This window comes from Pseudomonas sp. AC229, from assembly GCF_979254655.1.
The window spans coordinates 225,338-245,583 of sequence record NZ_CEEDHK010000009.1 but is presented as its reverse complement, the minus strand read 5'-3'; the positions used below and the strand labels follow the sequence as shown (position 1 = coordinate 245,583).

General features: G+C 62.3%; 17 protein-coding genes. 8 read left to right on the top strand and 9 right to left on the bottom strand.

Annotation, left to right across the window (positions count from 1 at the left end):
• Positions 1–384: 384 nt before the first annotated feature.
• A complete protein-coding gene (gene pdxR / locus AC0IW7_RS14740) occupies positions 385–1,881 on the bottom strand; it encodes a MocR-like pyridoxine biosynthesis transcription factor PdxR (protein WP_471818974.1) in 1,497 nt (498 codons plus the stop codon).
• Between the two features lie 198 nt (positions 1,882–2,079).
• Between pdxR and AC0IW7_RS14735 the strand changes: the two genes are divergently transcribed.
• The 7 genes from AC0IW7_RS14735 (at position 2,080) to cueR (ending at position 9,305) form a co-directional block, all read left to right on the top strand.
• Positions 2,080–2,967: a transporter substrate-binding domain-containing protein gene (locus AC0IW7_RS14735; protein WP_122493214.1), complete on the top strand. Its 888-nt coding sequence runs from the start codon at positions 2,080–2,082 to the stop codon at positions 2,965–2,967.
• 364 nt (positions 2,968–3,331) lie between these two features.
• Positions 3,332–3,973, top strand: coding sequence for an amino acid ABC transporter permease (locus AC0IW7_RS14730; RefSeq protein WP_122493215.1), 642 nt, complete (start codon positions 3,332–3,334; stop codon positions 3,971–3,973).
• Between the two features lie 12 nt (positions 3,974–3,985).
• On the top strand, positions 3,986–4,648 hold the full coding sequence (locus AC0IW7_RS14725) for an amino acid ABC transporter permease (RefSeq protein ID WP_471818972.1): 663 nt from the start codon (positions 3,986–3,988) through the stop codon (positions 4,646–4,648).
• On the top strand, positions 4,641–5,411 hold the full coding sequence (locus tag AC0IW7_RS14720) for an amino acid ABC transporter ATP-binding protein (RefSeq protein WP_471818970.1): 771 nt from the start codon (positions 4,641–4,643) through the stop codon (positions 5,409–5,411). Before AC0IW7_RS14725 ends, AC0IW7_RS14720 begins: the two co-directional genes overlap by 8 nt.
• 35 nt (positions 5,412–5,446) lie before the next feature.
• Complete coding sequence (locus tag AC0IW7_RS14715; protein WP_471818968.1) at positions 5,447–6,208, top strand: SDR family NAD(P)-dependent oxidoreductase; 762 nt, start codon at positions 5,447–5,449, stop codon at positions 6,206–6,208.
• A gap of 314 nt (positions 6,209–6,522) precedes the next feature.
• On the top strand, positions 6,523–8,910 hold the full coding sequence (locus AC0IW7_RS14710; protein WP_471818966.1) for a heavy metal translocating P-type ATPase: 2,388 nt from the start codon (positions 6,523–6,525) through the stop codon (positions 8,908–8,910).
• The gene (cueR, locus tag AC0IW7_RS14705) at positions 8,907–9,305 is read left to right on the top strand and encodes a Cu(I)-responsive transcriptional regulator (protein WP_122450727.1); all 399 of its coding nucleotides are present in this window, start codon (positions 8,907–8,909) and stop codon (positions 9,303–9,305) included. The genes AC0IW7_RS14710 and cueR overlap by 4 nt, the downstream gene beginning before the upstream one ends.
• Before the next feature lie 74 nt (positions 9,306–9,379).
• Here the strand turns inward: cueR and bfr are convergent, their stop codons facing one another.
• The 4 genes from bfr to AC0IW7_RS14685 all read right to left on the bottom strand — a co-directional run bounded on the left by bfr (position 9,380) and on the right by AC0IW7_RS14685 (position 12,812).
• Entirely contained in the window at positions 9,380–9,844 is a 465-nt protein-coding gene (gene bfr / locus AC0IW7_RS14700; protein WP_122493220.1) for a bacterioferritin, read from the bottom strand.
• Positions 9,845–9,903: 59 nt separating this feature from the next.
• Positions 9,904–10,764 (bottom strand): EamA family transporter, encoded by an 861-nt coding sequence (locus tag AC0IW7_RS14695; RefSeq protein WP_471818964.1) that lies wholly within the window; start codon positions 10,762–10,764, stop codon positions 9,904–9,906.
• A gap of 152 nt (positions 10,765–10,916) precedes the next feature.
• Entirely contained in the window at positions 10,917–11,810 is an 894-nt protein-coding gene (locus AC0IW7_RS14690; protein ID WP_122493222.1) for a PA4780 family RIO1-like protein kinase, read from the bottom strand.
• Between the two features lie 111 nt (positions 11,811–11,921).
• Positions 11,922–12,812 carry a LysR family transcriptional regulator gene (locus AC0IW7_RS14685; protein WP_471818962.1) on the bottom strand — a complete coding sequence of 297 codons (891 nt, stop codon included), beginning with the start codon at positions 12,810–12,812 and terminating at the stop codon, positions 11,922–11,924.
• Between the two features lie 101 nt (positions 12,813–12,913).
• Between AC0IW7_RS14685 and AC0IW7_RS14680 the strand changes: the two genes are divergently transcribed.
• Positions 12,914–13,555, top strand: a complete 642-nt coding sequence (locus tag AC0IW7_RS14680) for an NAD(P)-dependent oxidoreductase (protein WP_471818960.1) — start codon at positions 12,914–12,916, stop codon at positions 13,553–13,555.
• A 113-nt stretch (positions 13,556–13,668) separates the two neighbouring features.
• Here AC0IW7_RS14680 and AC0IW7_RS14675 read toward each other — a convergent pair whose 3' ends face one another.
• The 4 genes from AC0IW7_RS14675 to AC0IW7_RS14660 form a co-directional block, all read right to left on the bottom strand.
• Positions 13,669–14,859: an HD domain-containing phosphohydrolase gene (locus AC0IW7_RS14675; RefSeq protein ID WP_471818958.1), complete on the bottom strand. Its 1,191-nt coding sequence runs from the start codon at positions 14,857–14,859 to the stop codon at positions 13,669–13,671.
• A 28-nt stretch (positions 14,860–14,887) separates the two neighbouring features.
• A complete protein-coding gene (locus AC0IW7_RS14670; protein ID WP_471818956.1) occupies positions 14,888–18,403 on the bottom strand; it encodes a response regulator in 3,516 nt (1,171 codons plus the stop codon).
• A 55-nt stretch (positions 18,404–18,458) separates the two neighbouring features.
• Complete coding sequence (gene yedA / locus AC0IW7_RS14665) at positions 18,459–19,346, bottom strand: drug/metabolite exporter YedA (protein ID WP_471818954.1); 888 nt, start codon at positions 19,344–19,346, stop codon at positions 18,459–18,461.
• 529 nt (positions 19,347–19,875) lie between these two features.
• Positions 19,876–20,202 carry a DUF1820 family protein gene (locus tag AC0IW7_RS14660; protein ID WP_122450718.1) on the bottom strand — a complete coding sequence of 109 codons (327 nt, stop codon included), beginning with the start codon at positions 20,200–20,202 and terminating at the stop codon, positions 19,876–19,878.
• Positions 20,203–20,246: the final 44 nt, after the last annotated feature.

The window sequence follows — 20,246 nt, the reverse complement described above, 5'->3', positions numbered from 1 at the left end:
AGGGGGTTGAGCGGCCGGGAGCCGCGAAAGGCGTGTCGGGCCAAGGATGGCCCGTCTCGCCGTGCCCCCGGAGCGGCGACGGAGCGAGGGAAGTCGGAGCGCAGCGTAGACCCAAGGTAGGGGCTAGCGTTTTTGGTTACTTTTGTCGCAATGACAAAAGTGACTCGCGCGTAAGGCGCGAAACAAAAACGCTCAGCACACACGGTAATGAATACTTTCGCCGATCTACCGTGTACGGCTTGAAATACTGGATCCCCGCGTTCGCGAGGATGACGGAAGATTTGATAACAATCAGTGCTCGACGAAACATTCTGGATCCCGAATCGTCGGACCGCCGCCTGCGCGGGAATGACGGATGTTTTTCTGAGTAAGCGGTCGCGCGCTTCAAATCCCCTCCAACACCTCCCCCAACACCCGAATCCCCGGCCTGATGCGCTGCGCATCAATCGCATGAAACCCCAAACGCATAAAATTCGCCGGCACATGCTGGCCAAAGAAAAACTGCGCCCCCGCCTCAATCAACACACTGCGCTGCGCCGCCGCCCACGCCAATTTCTGCGTATCCACACCCGCCGGCGCCGCCAGCCAAAAAGCGCTGGCGCCCGGGCTGCCCACCGGTTCGCAGCTGGGCAATTCTTCGCGCAACGCTTCGCTCAATGCCTCCCGCCGCCGCGCATGTTCTTCACGGAAGCGGCGCAGGTGGGCGTCGTAATGCCCTTGGGCGAGAAACTCCGCCAGCATCCGCTGGTTGTTCAGTGGCGGGTGCCGGTACATCAGCCGACGCAGCGCGCGAAGCTCGTCGATCAATTCGGCATCGGCCACCAGATACCCCATGCGCAAGCCGGGCGAAAAGGCTTTCGACAGGCTGCTCAGGTAAATCACCCGGCCCTGGCTGTCGCTGGCTTTAAGCGCCGGCTGTGGGTGGTTGTCGAGGTTCAGTTCGGCGTCGTAGTCGTCTTCGATCAGCACCTGGTCGTGCTCGCGAATGTGCGCCAGCAACTGCGTGCGGCGTTCGGCGCTCATGGCGATGCCGGTCGGTACTTGATGGCCGGGCGTCACGTAGAGGTATTCGCAGTCGTTCAGGCGCGAGTCGACCACCAGCCCTTCGCGGTCGATGTCTTGCAACTGCACGTGCGCGCCCTGCAGGTCGAAGATGCTCAGGGCGTCGCGAAAGCCAGGGTTTTCCACGGCCACTTTTACGCCTTTGCCCATTAGCAAGGTGGCGAGCAGGTACAGCGCGTTCTGCGAGCCGAGGGTGACCAGAATTTCATCGGCGCGCGCCCAGATGCCACGTTTGGGCAGTACGCGGGTGCGCAGTTGTTCGATGAGCATTTCATCGTCACGGTCGAAGCGGTCGCGCAGCCAACCTTGGTCGCGCTCGCTGCGCAACGTATTGCGCGACACCTCGCGCCAGCGCTCCAGCGGGAACAGGTCGCGAATCGGTTGGCCGTAAATAAAGGGGTAGGTAAAGCCGGCCCAGTTGCTGGGGCGCAGCACGCCGTGCTTCAGGCTGGGCTGCATCTTGAAACGCGCGGCCCAATTCGGTGCACGCTCGGTGCCGCCACTGTCGGCGTGTTCGGGTTGGCGCTGCGGAGTCATGCGCAGCACGCTGTCGTCGAAGTCGGCGCCGCAGTAGTCCGGGTGCAGGTAATAGCCGCTGCGCGGGCGGCTGATCAGGTAGCCGTTGTCGAGCAGGCTTTCGTACACCAGCGCCACGGTGTTGCGTGAAACCGAGAGCTGTTGCGACAGCTTGCGGCACGAGGGCAACGGTTCATCCGCGGGAAAGCCGCCGCCCAAAATGGTCGATACCAGCGACTCGCGCAGTTGCTCTTGCAGGCCTCGCTGATGGTCGAAAGACAGATGAAATAAATGATCGATCATGGTCGTTCCACTCGCTTGCCGACCGAGGAACTTTGCAATTAGCGCGCCACGATTTTCGCCTCGCGCACTGGCCAGTCGAATGGCCAAAACTGCCCCTATCCCCTCGCTTCCAGCGCTCTCTATGGTGAATACCAGCCAACCCGAAGGCCCGTTTAAAAGTGGCCAGGCTCACCCTTCAAGACAACTGGAGCAGCACTTATGAAGCACACGAACAACGGTTCGCTGGCCCTCAAATCGCTTGGCCTGTTGCGCAAGCTGACCCTCGCCACGCTCGTGCTGAGCGCCCCGTTCGCCCACGCCGATCTGGACGAGGTGAAAAGCAAAGGCGTGCTCACGGTTGCGACCGAGGATGACTACGCGCCGTTCAATTTTATCGTCGACGGCAAGCCCGACGGTTTCCACAAGGAGCTGCTCGAAGACTTGGTGGCCTACGCCAAGGAACAGAAGATCGACGTGAAGCAGGACATCCTGCCGTGGACGGGTCTGCTCGCCTCGGTGTCGTCCGGCCAGTACGACGTGGCCTTCACTGGCGCCCTGGTCACCGACGAGCGCCTGCGCGTGTTCAACTTCACCCCGCCGTTCGCCAGCGCCCAGCACTATTACGTCAAGCGCGCCGACGACAAGAGCCTGAGCGACATCGCCAGCCTGTGCGGCAAAACCGTCGGCGTACAAGCCGGCAGCGCCCTGCTGGCGCGCTTGCCAGAGCTGAAGGCGATGATGAAAGAAAAAGGCTGCGAGATGGGCAAAGTGGTGGAGTACCAATCCTACCCAGAGGTGTACGCCGACCTCGCCAACGGCCGCCTGGACTACGCCGTCAACGCGCTGATTTCGGTGAACGATTTGATCAAGACCCGTGGCGACACCTTCGCCAAAGGCATCCCGGTTTCCGGCCCTGGCTTTGCCGCTTGGCCAATGCCGAAGAACAGCCCGGAGCTGCTGAAATTCCTCACTGGGTTTATGGACAAGGTGCGCGGCAATGGCCGTTTGGCGGCGCTGCAAACCAAGTGGTTCGGTGAGGCGTTCCCGGATATGCCGAAAGAGCCGATTACCAATGTGGAGCAGTTTCATAAATTGGCGGGGATGTAAGGACACGGATATCCAACCCTTAGACCCGTCATTCCCGCGAAGGCGGCGGGGATAACGGCGGGTTGGTGGGGATCGGGGATGTATGAACGCAGGTATCAAACCCCGTACATCCGTCATCCTCGCGAACGCGGCGGTCCGACGATTCGGGATCCAGAGTGGAGCGTCGTGCGCCGTTCTCCTGACAGATTCTGGATCCCCGCCTGCGCGGGAATGACGGTGGGTTGGTTGGAATCTGCGAATGAACGTACCCAACCCGCCCAAGGCCACCCCCACCTGGCCCCCGCTTTGCTTCTCTTTCCCCAAGCCTTGAAAACCACCCCGGTCTGGCTCGCATTAACCCCTGTTGTAAATAAGGAGCCGAGGCATGAACGCTCAAGCCTGGTTGTTGCTGTTGGAAGGCGCCTGGACCACGTTGTGGCTCTGCGGTATCGCCATTTCCATCGGCGTTGTGTTGGGCCTTGGCGTGGCGCTGTTGCGCATGGCCAAGATTCCGTTTGTGGAGCAATTGCTGGTGCTCTACATCAGCCTGGCGCGCGCCACGCCGCTGGTGACCTTTGTATTGTTCCTGTTTCTGTCGGCGCCGATGTTTGGCATCAACATGAACCGCAACACCGCAGCCATCGTCGCCATGACGCTGAACACCGCCGCCTTTAATGCGGAGATATGGCGCGCGGCGTTTATGAGTTTTTCCCGCGACCAGCGTGAAGCTGCGCTGGCCTGCGGCATGACCGGCGGGGTGTTTTTCCGCCGCATCATGCTGCCGCAGATGATCACCAGCAGCTTGCCCGGCCTGGTCAATGAGATGTCGTTTCTGATCAAGGGCAGCCCGGCGATTGCGGTGATCGGCATCGTCGATCTCACCCGCGTGACCAACCGAATTTCGGCCGTCACCTACGAACCGCTACCGCCCATTCTGTGCGCCGCCTTGCTGTACATGCTGATCATCAGTGTGCTGCTCAAGCTGCAAGCGATGGCGGAAAAGAAAGCCAACCGACTGGCCATGTAAGGGAGGCTCGCTATGACCGAATGGACGATTTTGTGGGAAGCGCGCGAGACCTTCGTCAACGGCCTGATCGGCACGCTGGTGCTGTTCGTGTTGTCGACGCTGTGCGCGTTTGTGCTGGGCTGCCTGGCGGTGTATCGCCTGGAGGAAGGCGACCGTATCTCCTGGGTGATTCGCGCCTTGATGAACCTGATGCGCACCCTGCCGTTTCTGATTCTGGCCTACCTGCTCTACTACGGTTTGCCGCAATTGGGCGTGCGCCTGGACGCCTGGACCGCCGGGTTTATCGCGCTGGTGATTTACCACGCGGCCTACTTTGGCGAAATTCTGCGTGGCAGCCGGTTGGTGATGCCAGCCGGTTACGTCGAAGCGGCCAAGGCGCACGGCTTTACGCCGGGCTGGCTGTTCTGGCGCATCATCCTGCCGCAGCTGGTGATCAAGACCCGGCCGTTGCTGGGCAACCAACTGATCATCGCGCTGAAAGACACCGCGTTCCTGACCATCATCACCGTGCAGGAATTGACGGCCGCCGCCAACTCGGCGCAGTCCACCTACTTCATTCCAACCCAGGCGTTTGTGCTGGTGATCATCCTGTATTGGTTGATCAGCATCGGCCTGGAATTCGCACTCAAATGGGCCGGTCGCTTCGGCGCCAAACGAGGTTTTGATTATGTCTAACGCCCCGGCGGCGCCTGCCGTCAGCATCAAGCGCATGTCCAAGAGCTTTGGCGATATCGAGGTGTTGCGCGATATCGATCTGGAAGTAAACAAGGGCGAAGTGGTGAGCGTGCTGGGCTCCAGCGGCTCTGGTAAATCCACCATGCTGCGCTGCATCAACTGGCTGGAAGTACCTGATCGCGGCAGCATTCATATTGCCGGGCAACGCATCGGGGTGAATGAGGAAGCCGGCCGCAAAATGACCAACAAAGAGCTGGCCACGCTGCGCGCCAAGACCGGCATGGTGTTCCAGGGCTTCAATTTGTGGCCGCACCTGAGCGTGATTCAAAACGTGATGGAAGCGCCCATTTATGTGAAGGGCATGCCCAAGGACCAGGCCCGCGCCATTGCCGAACAGTTGCTGGAAAAGGTCGGCATGAGCGAGCGCAAAGACGCCTACCCGTTTACCCTGTCCGGCGGTCAGAAGCAGCGCGTGGCCATCGCCCGAGCGCTGGCGATGAGCCCGGAGGTAATATTGTTCGACGAGCCCACCTCCGCCCTGGACCCCGAGCGGGTCGGCGAGGTGTTGCAGGTGATGAAAAACCTGTCGAGCGAGGGCTACACCATGATCGTGGTCACCCACGAAATGGAATTCGCCCGTGCCGTGTCGGACCAAGTGGTGTTTCTGGAAAAAGGCCTGATCATCGAAAAATCGGCTCCTGCAAAATTCTTCAGCAACCCCGACACCGAGCGGGTGCGCAAATTTCTCGAGCTGTCGCACTGACCGCTCCATCAAGTCTCCGTGAAGACGAGGTAAACATGAGCAAGGTGGTATTTATCACAGGCGCAACATCGGGTTTTGGTCGGGCCACCGCACGGCGTTTCGCCGAAGCGGGCTGGTCGCTGGTGCTCAGCGGGCGCCGCGAAGAACGGCTGATCGAGTTGCAAAAAGAACTGGCCGCCAAGGTGCCGGTGCATATCGCGGTACTCGACGTCCGTGACGCCGCGGCCGTGCAGCAAATGGTCGACGACCTGCCCGAAGGTTTCCGCAATATCCGCAGCCTGATCAACAACGCCGGGCTGGCACTGGCGCCGGAGCCAGCGCAAAAGGTGGCCCTGGAAGACTGGCACACCATGATCGACACCAACATCACCGGCCTGGTCAACGTCACCCACGCGGTGCTGCCAAAGCTGCTGGAAACCGGCAAAGGCGCGAGCATCGTCAACATCGGCTCGGTGGCCGGCGAGTGGCCGTATCCGGGCGGCCATGTGTATGGCGCGAGCAAGGCGTTCGTTAAACAGTTCAGCTACAACCTGCGCTGCGACCTGATCGCCACCGGCGTACGCGTCACCGACATCGCCCCCGGCATGGCCGAAACCGAATTCACCCTGGTGCGCACCAAAGGCAACCAGGCGGCGTCCGACGCCATGTACGGCACCACCACGCCGCTGAGCGCCGAGGACATCGCCGAGCAGATTTACTACGTGGCGAGTTTGCCGGATCACATCAACATCAACCGGCTGGAAATTATGCCGAGTCGGCAGGCGTGGTCGGCGTTTGCGGTGGATCGGGATAAGTAAGGCTGCGTTGGCGTGGATTAAACGCCGTCATGCGCGAGGCGGGGATTGTGGCGGCGTGCATCGTTCCCGCCGAGATTCTGGATCCCCGCGTGCGCGAGGATGACGGTGGGGGGTTAGAGATGCAGGCCATCCTGACACAGCGCGTCACCAAAACCTCCGTCATCCTCGCGCACGCGGGGATCCAGAGTTTTGGATCAGCGTGCGATCCCGAACCCCACTTCATAGCCCCCTCGCTCCGCCAGACCGACCTTCCCCCCTTGACCTTCCCCTCCGGTCAAGGTTGATGCTATGGGCGAACTCACTGGAGACCGCCCATGTCCAGCACCCAAGCGTTCGACTTACCCATTCAAGGCATGACCTGCGCCGGTTGCGCCGGTCGTGTCGAGCGCGCGTTGCAAGCCGTGCCCGGCGTAGCCCAGGCCAGTGTCAACCTGGCCACCGAACACGCGCGCATCACCGCCAGCCCCGACGCCCTGCCGCGTTTACTGGAAGCGGTGCACGCCGCCGGCTACAAAGTTGGCAGCCAGCGTATCGAACTCGCGCTCACCGGCATGACCTGCGCGGGTTGTGCCGGGCGCATCGAGCGCGCCCTGGCGCAAGTGCCAGGCGTAAGCGCCGTTAGCGTCAACCTGGCCACCGAGCGTGCGAGCGTTGAGGTGGTGGGCACCGTTGAACCGTCCGCATTGATCGCCGCCGTCGCCACCGCCGGCTACGGCGCCAGCACGCTTGGCGATACCGCCCCGCCCAACACCCTGCAACGCGAACGCTGGACGGTGATCATCGCCCTGGCGCTCTGCGTGCCGCTGCTGGCGCCAATGCTGCTGGAGTGGTTTGGCCTGCACTGGATGCTGCCGGCCTGGGCGCAGTTCGCGTTGGCCGCGCCGGTGCAGTTCATCTTTGGCGCGCGTTTTTATGTGGCAGCGTTCAAGGCCGTGCGCGCCGGCGCCGGCAATATGGATTTGCTCGTGGCCCTCGGCACCAGCGCCGCCTTTGGCCTGAGTGTTTATCAGTGGTGGGCCGCGCCCGCCGGCACGCTGCCGCATTTGTATTTCGAAGCGGCGGCCGTGGTCATCAGCTTGGTGCTGCTGGGCAAATACCTGGAAAGCCGCGCTAAGCGCCAGACCGCCAGCGCCATCCGCGCCTTGGAAGCGCTGCGCCCGGACAGCGCCGTGCGAGTGCGTGATGGCATTGAAGAAACTGTCTCCATCACCGCGCTAGAGGTGGGCGATCTGATTGTGGTGAAACCCGGCGAGCGCTTCGCCGTGGATGGCGAGGTGGTAGACGGCCAAAGCCATGCCGACGAAGCGCTAATCACTGGCGAAAGCCTGCCGCAAGCCAAGCAGCCTGGCGACCGCGTGACCAGCGGCGCCATTAACGGCGAAGGCCGCTTGCTGGTACGCACGCAAGCCTTGGGCGGCGAAACGGTGCTGGCCCGCATCATTCGGCTGGTGGAAGACGCTCAGGCCGAAAAAGCGCCGATTCAGCATCTGGTTGATCGCGTCAGCCAGGTGTTTGTGCCGGTGGTGCTGGTCGCTGCCCTGCTCACTCTGGCCGCCTGGCTGTTGGCGGGCAGCGGTGTGGAAACCGCGCTGCTTAACGCCGTGGCAGTTTTGGTCATCGCCTGCCCGTGTGCCCTGGGTTTGGCCACGCCGACGGCAATCATGGCCGGCACCGGCGTGGCGGCCAAACACGGCATTTTGATTAAGGATGCCCACGCCTTAGAAATCGCCCACCAGGTCAGCGTGGTCGCTTTCGACAAAACCGGCACGCTCACGTCGGGCTCCCCGCGCGTGGTGCATGTGCAGGCCAGCGGTGCTGAAAACGAGTTGCTCAGCTTGGCCGGCGCGCTGCAACGCGGCAGCGAACATCCTTTGGCCAAAGCGGTATTGGCAGCGTGCGAAGAGCGCGACGTGCCAATGCTCCCAGTCAGCGCCAGTCGAGCGCTGGCCGGACGCGGCATTGCCGGCACCGTGCAAGGCCGTCAGTTGGCGTTGGGTAATCGCCGTCTGCTGGAAGAAAGCCAAATGCCCGGCGAGCAGTTCGACGCCCAGGCCCGCGCCTGGGAAACCGAAGGCCGCACCGTGTCGTGGCTACTGGAACTGCAACCGAACCGGCAGGTACTCGGCGTGCTGGCCTTTGGCGACAGCCTGAAACCGGGCGCCGCTGCGGCTATCGCCGCCTTGCGCGAACGGCAGATTACCTGTCACCTGATCAGCGGCGACAATGCCGGCAGCGCGCAGGCAGTGGCGACTGCGCTGGGCATCGACTCGGTGCATGCGCAGGTATTGCCGGGAGAAAAGTCGACGCTGATCAATGGCCTTAAACGGCAGGCCACGGTGGCGATGGTCGGCGACGGCATCAACGACGCCCCGGCGCTGGCGGCTGCCGACGTGGGCATCGCCATGGGCGGCGGCACCGATGTGGCCATGCACGCGGCCGGCATCACGCTGATGCGCGGCGACCCGCGTCTGGTGGCCGCCGCGCTGGATATCAGCCGGCGCACCTATGCGAAGATTCGGCAGAATCTGTTCTGGGCATTTATCTATAACGTGGTCGGCATTGCGCTCGCCGCCTTCGGCCTGCTCAACCCGATGCTGGCGGGCGCCGCCATGGCGCTGTCGAGCGTCAGCGTGGTGAGCAACGCGTTGCTGCTCAAACGCTGGAAACCCGATTTCACTGCCTTACAGGAGACCGCGCCATGAACATTGGCCAAGCGGCAAAACGCTCAGGCCTGAGCGCCAAGATGATTCGCTACTACGAAGCCATCGGCCTGCTGCAACCGGCGCACCGCAGCGAAGCCGGGTATCGCCATTACCAGCCGCAAGATTTGCACACACTGGCGTTTATCAAACGCTCGCGCGACCTGGGTTTTTCGCTGGAAGAAGTCGGCAAGCTGCTGACCTTATGGCAAGACCGGCAACGCGCCAGCGCCGACGTCAAAGCCCTGGCCCGCGACCATATCGACGAGCTGAACCGCAAAATCGAAGAACTCACCAGCCTGCGCGACACCCTGCAGGAGCTGGCGCAGAGCTGCCACGGCGACGACCGACCGGACTGCCCGATATTGAAAGATTTGGAGCGGGGGTGTTGTGCTTGAAGAGCATCGCGGCTGAAGCCGCTCCTACGGGTTTTTTGCGCCGTCTGTGGGAGCGGCTTTAGCCGCGATGGGTTTTACGCCTGCGATTGCAGGTAGTTTTCCAGACCAATGCGGTCGATCAGGCCGAGTTGCTGTTCCAGCCAGTAGGCGTGGTCTTCCTCGGTGTCTTGCAGTTGCAAAATCAGAATGTCGCGGCTGATGTAGTCCTTATGGCTTTCGCACAAGGCCACGCCTTTGCTCAGGGCGGCGCGCACTTCGTATTCCAGCTTGAGGTCGGCGCGCAGCATGTCGGGCACGGTGCGACCAGGGAACATGGGCTTGGGCGTCATGTCCGGGGTGCTTTCCAGAAACAGAATGCGTTGCAGCAGGGCATCGGCGTGCTGGGTTTCTTCTTCCATTTCGTGGTTGATGCGATCAAAGAGCTTGTTGAAGCCCCAGTCCTGATACATGCGCGAATGCAGGAAATACTGATCGCGGGCGGACAGCTCGCCGCGCAGCAAATCCTTGAGGTATTCGACGACTTCGCTATTGCCCTGCATTGCTGTTTCCCCGCACTAAAAAATCAGAACCGAAAGCTTCGGCCGACAACACCGAGCGGTCAAGCCCGGCGTTTGGGCAAAACCGTCACGGCCAGGCCGACAAACACCAGCGCGCACGCCAGCCAGCTCAGCGTACTGAGCTGTTCATTCAGCAGCAGCCAACCGGCCAACAGCCCGGAAACCGGCACCGCCAGGGCAAACGGCGTGACCACGCTGGCCGGGTAACGACGCAGCAGAAAGCTCCAGATGGCAAAGCCCACGGTGGTGGCGAGAAAGGCAATAAACAGCAGCGCGCCGATGCCACGCAGCGTCAGGTGAGTGAGCGCATGGCTTATGGCGTCCGGTCCTTCAAACACGAAGGAAAGCGCCAGCAGCGGCAGCGGAGGAATCAGGCTGATCCAGCAGATCAGGCGCAGCATGTCGGTGGCGCCCGAGCGCTTGGTGGCGATGTTGGCGCAGGCCCACATCAGCGCCGCGAACACCACCAGGGCGAACGCCAGCAAGCTGTCGCCCATCGGCCGCTGCCAGCCGATCAACACCAGCCCGCTGGCGGCCAACGCCAGACCCGCCAAGGCACGGTGGCTGGGGCGTTCGCCGAGCATGACGGCGGCGATCAGAATGGTGAAAAACACCTGGCTTTGCAGCACCAGCGACGACAGCCCGGCCGGCATGCCCAGGTGCATGCCGACAAACAACACACCGAACTTGAACACGCCGAGCAGCAAGCCGATCTGCACGATGCGCCACAGCGGCGCCGGCATCGGCCCACGCAAAAACAGCAACGGCAACGCGGCCAGGGCGAAGCGCAGCGCGCAGAACAACAGCGGCGGGAAGTCTTCCAGGCCGACCTTGATCACCACAAAATTCACACCCCAGATCAGGGTGACCAGCAAGGCAAGCAAGGCGTGGCGTAACGGCATGGCGAGGCTCCAGAAAAACTGGGGCGTACGCTAGCAGGTGAGCGGGGGAATGTATGGATACAGCTGGGGCCGAACAGTTGTGGCCTGGCCTGTAGAAGCGGCTGATCGGAATGCCGATCAGCCGCTCCTACGGGTATTTCATCGTCTGACGATCATTGCAACCACGGCGGCGGTGGCGGCTCGTCGCTTTTGGCTGGGCCTTCGGCATCGGCCCGCGCCGCCTGTTTGCGTTGTTCATCAATGCGCGCGGCCTCGATTTCACGCATCACGGCGCCCACGTCAGCGCTCTCTTCTTCTTCGGCAAACTCACCAGTCAGCACGCTGCCGGGGTGCAACGTGCCGGCCTCGTACAGCGCCCACATTTCCTTGGCGTAACGGGTTTCTTTGAGCTCCGGCGCGTAGCGACCGAAGTAGGCGGCCATGTTGCCGACGTCACGTTCCAACATGCTGAAGGCGTGGTTGTTGCCAGCGGCGTCGACGGCTTGCGGCAGGTCGATGATGACCGGGCCGTTGGCGTCGAGCAGTACGTTGAATTCCGAGAGGTCGCCATGCACCAGACCGGCACACAGCATCAGCACGATCTGGCGAATCAGAAAGGCGTGATATTCGCGCGCTTCGTCGGGCTCCATCACCACGTCGTTCAAACGCGGCGCGGCATCGCCGTCGGCGCCGGCAATCATTTCCATCAGCAGCACGCCGTCGAGGAAGTCGAACGGTTTAGGTACCCGCACGCCGGCGCTGGCGAGACGGAACAGCGCAGCCACCTCGGCGTTCTGCCAGTTTTCTTCCTGTTCCTTGCGCCCGTGCTTGGAGCCCTTGGCCATGGCGCGAGCGTCACGGCTGTTGCGCACCTTGCGGCCTTCCTGATACTCGGCTGCCTGGCGGAAGCTGCGTTTGTTGGCTTCCTTATAGACCTTGGCACAACGTAACTCTTTACCGCAGCGCACCACATACACCGCTGCTTCCTTACCGCTCATAAGCGGGCGCAGCACCTCATCGACCAAGCCATCTTCAATCAGGGGTTCAATGCGTTTAGGAGTCTTCATCAGCTTTTATCAAGGGTCCTTATGTGCCAGAAGTCGAAGGGCATGCCTGGGCGCGAGCGCCGGCTGGGGTCCATCCTCTCACAGCCGCTGGAAGATGCCGACCCCGCACACCTATCCCTTCTGCAAATTCTGTCTCAACGCTTCCAAGGCATAGCGCACCTTGGCCGGTTGCGCATCGCGTCTGGGCGTAACCAGGTAAATCGGCATGGGCGCCGGCCGCCAGGCGGGCAGCACGCGTTGCAAGCGGCCGCTGGCCAGTTCGCCGCGCACTTCCGGTTCCGGCTGCACCGACAAGCCCATGCCCGCCAAGGTGAATTCCCGTGCCGCAATCAGGTTGTTGCAGCTCACCCGGCTGAGCAGCTTGAGCCGCCGTTCCTCACCGTCTGCACTCACCAGCACAAGCTGCTGCGGGAGGTGTTGAGTGCTCAGGCTCAGCCAGTCGTGGTCGGCCAATTGCTCCGGCGTTTCGATGGCCGCGTGCTGCGCCAAATAAGCCGGCGAAGCGCACAGCACGGCGTTCCAGTCCGCCACATGGCGAGCGACCAGGCTGGAGTTTTCGAGCCGACCCACGCGCACGGCGATGTCGATGCGCTGCTCGATTAAGTCGACCTGCTCGTCATCGAAGAACACGTTCAGGCGCAATTGCCGATGGGCCGCCAGCAACGGCGCCAGGGCGCGGCTCAAGCGTCCGCCGGCAAAGCCTACCGGCGCCGTAATGCGTAACTCGCCGACCGGGGCATCGCGCAGTTCGAGCAAACGTTGCTCGGCTTCCTGAGCCAGCGCCAGCACTTGCGCGCAGCTGCGGTAGAACGCAGCGCCGGCCTCGGTGAGTGTCAGCTTGCGGGTGGTGCGGTGCAGCAGGCTGACCTGGGTGCTGGCTTCGAGCTTGCTGATTTGCTGGCTGACGGCGGATGAGGTCATGCCCAACTCCGCCGCCGCCGCGACCATCGAGCCTTTGTCGACCACCGTGGCAAACACGGCCATGCGTTTTAGCTGTTCCATTGTTAAGCGCTGCTTAATTGTTCAAGCCGTTTTAGCCTATTTCTCGTCGCTTTATCCATCGCTGATGATGGCTGCCAGTTAATCACCCAGTGGAGACACCCATGAAAATCGCCTTGATCGGTGCCAGCGGCTTTGTTGGCGCAGCCGTTTTGCAAGAAGCCCTGAACCGTGGCCACGACGTTAGCGGCATCGTTCAGCACCCGGAAAAACTGCCTGCGCACGCCAAGCTCAAGGCCGTGAAGGCCGACGCCTACAACGCCGACGCCCTGGCCGCCGCCCTTGAAGGCCACGACGCCGTAGTGAGTGCATTCAATCCGGGTTGGGACAAAGCCGACATCCTGCCGCTGTTTCTCAAAGGCAGCGCGGCCATCGTGGCCGCGAGCAAACAAGCCGGCGTCGATCGTCTGCTGGTGGTGGGCGGTGCGGGCAGTCTGTACGTGGCGCCGGGGCTGCAATTGATCGATACGCCAGACTTTCCAGCGGCCTACAAAAATGGCGCTGAGGGTGCGCGTCAGCACCTGAATCAACTGCGCGAAGAACAGCAGTTGGCCTGGACCTTCCTGTCCCCGCCTGCGCTGTTGAAACCGGGTATCCGTACCGATAAATACCGGGTTGGCGGTGAACAGCTGCTTATGGACGGCGAAGCGCCGGCGAGCATCAGCGTGGAGGATTTGGCGGTGGCAATTATCGATGAGCTGGAAAACGCCAAGCATGTGCGGGCGCGGTTTACCGTGGCGAATTGATCGATAATTGCTCTATCTGTAGGAGCCAGCTTGCTGGCGAACCCTGAAAACTTCGATTGCGGAGGTTTGCAGGGTTCGCCAGCAAGCTGGCTCCTACAAAGGCATCTGCGACTTTAGGCAGGCTCTTGCGGCAGCGTCAGCTCAATCGTCTCGCCGAACGATTCATCCAACCGCTGCAAATCGGTGTTAATCGCTTCGGTGTCGTCGGCCAGCCCAAGGGCCAGGCTGCAAAACTCATCCGCGGCGCCAAGAAAGGCCAGCACAATCATCGGGTCGAATTCGGTGCCGCTGGCCGCGCTGATGTGCTCCACCGCTTCGGCATGGCTGCTGGTTTGCCGGTACGGGTGGTGGGCGGTGAGTTCTTCGTAGCGGCCCACCACGGCCATCAACCGCGCCGGCAGCGGAATGTGCTCGCCGCGCAGCCCCTGGGGATAACCGCTGCCGTCCCAGTGCTCGTACTGGCTGTGCACGATGTGCTTGGCGTCGCTGAGAAAGGTTTCGGTGCTGCCGAGTTTGTCTTCCGCCGCTTGCAGGGCGTGGTAACCGGCCACCGCATGGCGGTGCAGCACCTCGACGTCGGTCGGCGACAGCGGCACCAGGCTGTGCAGGATGCGGTCGGGCAAGGTCAGCCGGCCAATGCCGTGCAACAGGGCCGATTTACCCAGTCGGGCGATGCGCGCCGGGCTCAGTTCATCCGCGAGAGCGGGTTGCTGACGAGCCAGCGCACTGGCCAGTTCGACCATATACGGTTCGATGCGGGCCAGGTGTCCGCCGCCCGGGTTCTCGCGCATCCGCGCCAAGCCGGCCATGGCTTCGATGGTGACGTCTTGCAGCTTTTCGATATCGCGGGTGCGGCGGCGCACTTCCAGTTCGAGGTATTCGCTTTTGTCGCGCAGAAAGTCGGCGCTGGCTTTGAGCTGTAGCTGCGCTTTAACGCGCGCAAGCACCAGCGGCGGGCTGATGGGTTTGGTGATGTAGTCCACGGCGCCCAGGTTGAAGCCGTGCTGCTCGTCAGCCAACTCGGTTTTGGCGGTGAGAAAAATGACCGGAATATCCCGTGTTTGCGGATCGGCCTTCAGGCGTCTGCACACTTCGTAGCCGTCCATGAGCGGCATCATGATGTCGAGCAGGATCAGGTCTGGCGGCGGGCTGCTGATGGCAATGCGCAGCGCTTTGAGCCCGGAACTGGCGACTTTGACGCGATAGGTGGGCAACAGCAGTTCACTCATCAACTCCAGATTTTCCGGGGTGTCGTCCACCAGCAGCACCAGCGGCTGCTCCGGTCGGTCGAGTATTCCGTCCATGCCATCTCCTGTCGTTCTAGGCTGAGCGTCAGAGGCTCAGACCACGCTGTTCACCGGTTTGCCGCAATAACGTCAGGGCCTGTTCAAAATCGTAGCAGCGAACCGCCTCGGCGAGCGGCGGATAGTCGCCATCGAACGCGCTGCGTAACAGGCCGGCCTGGGCCTCGAACACCTTGCCGGCACGCGGGTCGTCGTGGGCGAACAAGCCCGCGAGTTCCTGACACACCGCGCTCAGCACGGTGGGATCAACCACGACGGCGCCCTCGTCCATCGCCGCCGGCCATTGCGCGGCGATGGCCTGGAGCAACGCGGTGAGGCTGTCGCTGACGTCGTTGATCAATGGCTCCAGCTCGTCGCTGGCGTAGGCGTCTTTCAAGGCGTTTTCCAGCAAGGCGGCCTGGGTTTGCAAATCCACGGCGCCGAGGTTGCCGGCCAGGCCCTTGAGGCTATGGGCCAGGCGTTCGGCAGCTTCCCCCTCGCCTTGGTTCAAGGCCAATCGCAGCTGCGCGGTGAAATCTTTTTGGCTGCTGGCAAATTTCAGCAGCAGGCGCTGGTACAGCTCCGGTTTGCCCAGTACCCGGCGCAAGCCGCTGGCCAGGTCCACGCCCGGCAGTTGCCAGGTTGGCGGCGCGGCTGGGCGCGCGCTGCCAGCCGCCGGCGCCGCGACCCGCAGCCAGTGCGCGAGGGCGCGCCAGAGCTGCTCGGGGTCCAACGGTTTGCCGAGGTGATCGTCCATGCCCGCTTCCAAACAGCGCTCACGGTCGGCGGGCATGGCGTTGGCGGTCATGGCAATGATCGGCAACTGGGCGAATTGCGCTTCAGCGCGCACGCGGCGCGTGGCGGCGAGGCCATCGAGCACGGGCATTTGCATGTCCATCAGCACGGCATCGAAATAGCCTTCGCCTTTGCTCAGTAGAATTTCCACCGCGCGCGCACCGTTCTCGGCCTGTTCAATGTGCAAACCGCTTTCCTCCAGCAGCCCGCAGGCCACTTCGCGGTTCAGCTCGTTGTCTTCCACCAGCAGCACCCGCTTGCCGGCCAGGTTGGGCAAAGCGCCGTTGGCGGACAGCGCCACGCCGGCCGGGCCGGGCGCTTGATGACTGGCTAAGGTGCTGACCACGGCGTCGAGCAGCACGGAGGGGTTGAGCGGTTTAAGCAGCACGTCATCGACACCCACGGACCGCGCCTCTTGCAGCACCTCTTCGCGGCCGTGGGCAGTCACCATTAATAGACGCGGCTGGGCCTGCAAACCGATCTGCTGCAATTGGCGGGCAGTTTCGATGCCGTCCATGTCGGGCATGTGCCAGTCGAGCAGCACCACATCGAAGGGTCGACGCTGATCGGCCAATTGCACCTGGCGCAGCGCGGCACTGCCCGACGCGGCGGTTTCCACGCGAAAACTCATGCCCACCAACATGTCGTGCAGCACGCGGCGGGCGCTGTCGTTATCGTCCACCACCAACACGCGGCGCCCACGCAAGCTGGGCTGGGCCTGCAACACTTGCTGCTTGTGCGCGGAAATGCCCAGCGGCAACCGGCACCAGAACAGACTGCCGCGCCCAGCCTGGCTCTGCACGCCGACGCGCCCGCCCATGGCCTCGGCCAGCCGTTTGCAAATCGCAAGGCCCAAGCCGGTACCGCCGTATTTGCGCGTGGTGGAGCTGTCCGCCTGCTGGAACGATTCGAACAATCGCTCGAGCTGTTCGTGGGTGATGCCAATGCCGGTGTCGCGCACCGCGAAGTACACCTGCACTTGCTCGGCGTCTTGCTGCTCGGCGCGTATCAGCAACTCGATCTCGCCGCGTTCGGTGAATTTCACCGCGTTGTTGGCGTAATTGATCAATATCTGACCAATGCGCAGCGGATCGCCCACCAGTTGCAGCGGCAGTTTCGGGTCGAGGTTGAACACCAATTCCAAGTGCTTGGCAGCCACTTTGTCGCCGATCAGGTTGGCAACGTTTTCCAATACCTGGTGCAGGTTGAAGTCGATGTGCTCGATGCCCAGCTTGCCGGCCTCGATTTTCGAGAAGTCGAGAATGTCGTTGATCACCCCGAGCAGGTGCCCGCTGGCTTGCTGAATCTTGTCGATGTAACTGCGTTGGCGTGGCGCCAGTTCGGTTTTCTGCACCAGGTGCGCCATGCCGATAATGGCGTTCATGGGCGTGCGAATTTCGTGGCTCATGTTGGCGAGAAAGTCGGACTTCAAGCGCGCCGCTTCTTCGGCCAACTCCTTGGCATCGGCCATGGCCGCTTCGGCTTGCTTGCGCACCGTGATGTCGCGGCTCACCCCCACCAGCCCGAGCGGCACACCCCGGTCGTCGCGAAAAATGGTGCGCAAGGTGTCGAACACCACCCAGCGGCCATCGGGATAACGCACCCGACCTTCGCTTTCGTAAGTGCCGTCGCGAGTCAGTGCGGTGTAGTCGTGTTCTTCGCGCTTGGACGCCCATTCGACGTTGAGCAATTCATGGTCGCGCTTGCCCAGCACTTGCTCGCTGCTTTGCCCGAACAGATCGGCGCAGGCCTGGTTGATGCCCAGATAGCGGCCCTGAATGTCTTTGAACCAGATGGGATCGGGAATGGCGTTGATGATCGCCAGCAAGGTGCTGCGCTGACGCACCACTTCGGCTTCGGCCAGTTGGCGCTGGCGAATTTGCGTGCGCAGGTGACGGTTCCACAACACCACGACCACCAGCGCGGCAAGCACGCCGAGCAGATAGGGCCAAATGACCACTAACAGCCCCTGCCAACTGAAGGCCGTCAGCGGTGGCAGCCAGCGGTCAAGAATTTGGTCGCGCTCCTCGCGCTCAAGGCTGTCGAGGGCTTTGTCCAACACGCTGACCAACTGCGGCCAGTCGCGGCGCACGGCAAAGTGCAACTCGCTGCGCAACAGGCCCGACTCGCCGCGCAGCTCCAGGTTGGCCAGGCTCAGTTTGCGGATCAGGTAACTGGCAACAATCATGTTGCCGATATAGGCGTCCGCGCCGCCGGAGGACAGGGTTTTCAGCGCCTCCTCGGTGTTGCCTACCTGAATGATCTGCGCCGAGGGCACGGCGGTGCGCAGCAATTGCTCAGTGACATAACCGCGTTCGATAACCACGCGCTTGCCGACCAGATGCTGGACATCCTCAATGGGCGAACCCTGGCGGGTGAAAATCAGGCTGTCGCTAGACAGATAGGCTTCGCTGAATGCCATGCGCGTTTGGCGCTCCGGCGTTTGCGCGACGGAGGGCAGGACGTCGACCTGGCCATCGACCAGAGCGGCGAGTGCGGCATTCCAATCATTGAGCTGAACGGTTTCAAAGCGGATGCCCAGGCGTTGGCCGAGCAGGGCCAGGTAGTCGCCGGAAATGCCGGAGTGCTGGCCCTGCGCGCCCATGACATCGAACGGCTCCCAGCCGCCGCGCTGCACGCCGACGCGCACCACGGAATGCGCAGCGATCCAGTCGCGTTCCGCATCGCTAAGGGACAGCGGCGAGGCCGCCACCTCAACACCGCACAGCGCCAGCAGCAAGCCGACCAGCCATGCCTTGCAACCACCCATACTGCCTCCATTGCGTGATCTTGCTCAGCTAGCTTAGTCAGCCACGGCGTGGGCGCTACTGCTTGGCGGGCCCGCGCCGCCACTGCGGCAGACCGATCAACACCACAGCGCTGATGATCACCAACATGGCCAGCCACTCCTCAATGCCGATCTGCTCATTGGCAAACCAGATACCCAACAACACCGCGACCACCGGATTGACGTAGGCATAACTGGTGGCAGCGGCCGGGCGCACGTGTTTGAGCAGGTACACGTACGAGCTGAACGCGATAATCGAGCCGAAGAAAATCAGATACAGCAGCGCGCCCCAACCGGCAGCGCTGGGCATTTGCGTCATGCGCTCACCGCTGAGCACGCTGCCCACCAACATGACCGCGCCGCCGCCAAGCATCTCCGTCGCGCTGGCCATGGGACCGTTCGGCAACGGTAAGGTTTTGCCCCACACCGAACCGAACGCCCAACTGGCGGCGGCAAACAGAATCAAGGCCGCACCGGCCGGGCTGGCCTGCAAGTTGGAACCGAGATTGAGCAGCGCGATGCCGGTCATACCGAGCGCGATGCCGGCCCATTCCAACTTCGAATTGCGATGGCCAAACCAGCGATTGAACACCAGCGTGAACAACGGCACCGTCGCCACCGCCAACGCCGCCACACCGGACGCCACGCCCGCATGCTCCGCCAGCGTGACTCCGCCGTTGCCCAACGCCAACAACAACGTGCCCACCAACGCCGCCGCCCGCCACTCCCGCCAGGTCGGTGCCGGCGTACCGCGCCAGCGCAGCCAGCCATACATCAACCCGCCGGCAACCAAGAACCGCACCGCCGCCATTAACAGCGGAGGCCAGGTCTCTACACCGATGCGGATGACCAAATAGGTGGAACCCCAAATGATGTACAGCGCGGCGAAGGCGGCGATGAGTAACAGCGGGAAACGCGAGTGCATGGCAAGGCTCGGCGGGCGGCAGGCAAGAGAGGGAGTGTAGAAGCGCGGGCGGTGAGACGAATAGAGACAGTGGCGGGTGGGATTGGGGATACAGCGTTGGGTGGTGGCCGAACGGAGACCGCGTTGGGGCCGGCCCTCACCCCTAGCCCCTCTCCCGCAAGCGGGAGAGGGGAATTTAATCGTGGTCTGGCTTTTGATTTATGCCTGGCTCGTGATCTTGATTGGCTTTTGATCTGGCTTGTGATCTACCCGCCCCGTTTATCGCAGGCCGAGTGGAGTCGACGTGGAGGGGGTTGAGCGGCCGGGAGCCGCGAAAGGCGTGTCGGGCCAAGGATGGCCCGTCTCGCCGTGCCCCCGGAGCGGCGGCGGAATGAGGGGAGTCGCAGCGCAGCGCAGACCCAAGGTAGGGGCTAGCGTTTTTGGTTACTTTTGTCGCAATGACAAAAGTGACTCGCGCGTAAGGCGCGAAACCAAACGTTCAGCACACGCGGTAATGAATACCAGCGCAAAAACCGCAAAAACGAAACACTTACTTATCCGGCATAGGCATCGGAAACGGCATCACATTCCCCGCCCCCGGCCGTGCCTCGCTGATCTTCGGCGTGCCCAAACGCTCCACCTCATCAATCCGCACAATCGCATGCATCGGCACAAAACTACGCACAACCCCCTCGAACTGCGCCTTCAGCTTTTCTTCGCTCGGGTCGACCACCACCTGCGTGCGTTCACCAAAAACGAATTCCTCCACTTCCAGAAAGCCCCACAGATCGCTTTGGTAGATCTGCTTGGCGTACATCTCGAACACCTGGCCTTGGTTGAGGAAGATCACCTTATAGATAGGTTCACGCTTGCTCATGGGAGGGAGAAAAACCGGGGGAAATTTTGGGGGGCGAGATCATA

What these genes read in the sequence shown, in the direction of transcription:
- AC0IW7_RS14695 (WP_471818964.1), bottom strand. Translation starts at nt 10,764, where the DNA reads ATGCCGTTACGCCACGCCTTGCTTGCCTTGCTGGTCACCCTGATCTGG.
- AC0IW7_RS14710 (WP_471818966.1), top strand. Translation starts at nt 6,523, where the DNA reads ATGTCCAGCACCCAAGCGTTCGACTTACCCATTCAAGGCATGACCTGC.
- AC0IW7_RS14675 (WP_471818958.1), bottom strand. Translation starts at nt 14,859, where the DNA reads ATGGACGGAATACTCGACCGACCGGAGCAGCCGCTGGTGCTGCTGGTG.
- AC0IW7_RS14690 (WP_122493222.1), bottom strand. Translation starts at nt 11,810, where the DNA reads ATGAAGACTCCTAAACGCATTGAACCCCTGATTGAAGATGGCTTGGTC.
- pdxR (WP_471818974.1), bottom strand. Translation starts at nt 1,881, where the DNA reads ATGATCGATCATTTATTTCATCTGTCTTTCGACCATCAGCGAGGCCTG.
- AC0IW7_RS14730 (WP_122493215.1), top strand. Translation starts at nt 3,332, where the DNA reads ATGAACGCTCAAGCCTGGTTGTTGCTGTTGGAAGGCGCCTGGACCACG.
- AC0IW7_RS14670 (WP_471818956.1), bottom strand. Translation starts at nt 18,403, where the DNA reads ATGGGTGGTTGCAAGGCATGGCTGGTCGGCTTGCTGCTGGCGCTGTGC.
- AC0IW7_RS14680 (WP_471818960.1), top strand. Translation starts at nt 12,914, where the DNA reads ATGAAAATCGCCTTGATCGGTGCCAGCGGCTTTGTTGGCGCAGCCGTT.
- AC0IW7_RS14735 (WP_122493214.1), top strand. Translation starts at nt 2,080, where the DNA reads ATGAAGCACACGAACAACGGTTCGCTGGCCCTCAAATCGCTTGGCCTG.
- AC0IW7_RS14685 (WP_471818962.1), bottom strand. Translation starts at nt 12,812, where the DNA reads ATGGAACAGCTAAAACGCATGGCCGTGTTTGCCACGGTGGTCGACAAA.
- cueR (WP_122450727.1), top strand. Translation starts at nt 8,907, where the DNA reads ATGAACATTGGCCAAGCGGCAAAACGCTCAGGCCTGAGCGCCAAGATG.
- bfr (WP_122493220.1), bottom strand. Translation starts at nt 9,844, where the DNA reads ATGCAGGGCAATAGCGAAGTCGTCGAATACCTCAAGGATTTGCTGCGC.
- AC0IW7_RS14715 (WP_471818968.1), top strand. Translation starts at nt 5,447, where the DNA reads ATGAGCAAGGTGGTATTTATCACAGGCGCAACATCGGGTTTTGGTCGG.
- AC0IW7_RS14660 (WP_122450718.1), bottom strand. Translation starts at nt 20,202, where the DNA reads ATGAGCAAGCGTGAACCTATCTATAAGGTGATCTTCCTCAACCAAGGC.
- AC0IW7_RS14720 (WP_471818970.1), top strand. Translation starts at nt 4,641, where the DNA reads ATGTCTAACGCCCCGGCGGCGCCTGCCGTCAGCATCAAGCGCATGTCC.
- AC0IW7_RS14725 (WP_471818972.1), top strand. Translation starts at nt 3,986, where the DNA reads ATGACCGAATGGACGATTTTGTGGGAAGCGCGCGAGACCTTCGTCAAC.
- yedA (WP_471818954.1), bottom strand. Translation starts at nt 19,346, where the DNA reads ATGCACTCGCGTTTCCCGCTGTTACTCATCGCCGCCTTCGCCGCGCTG.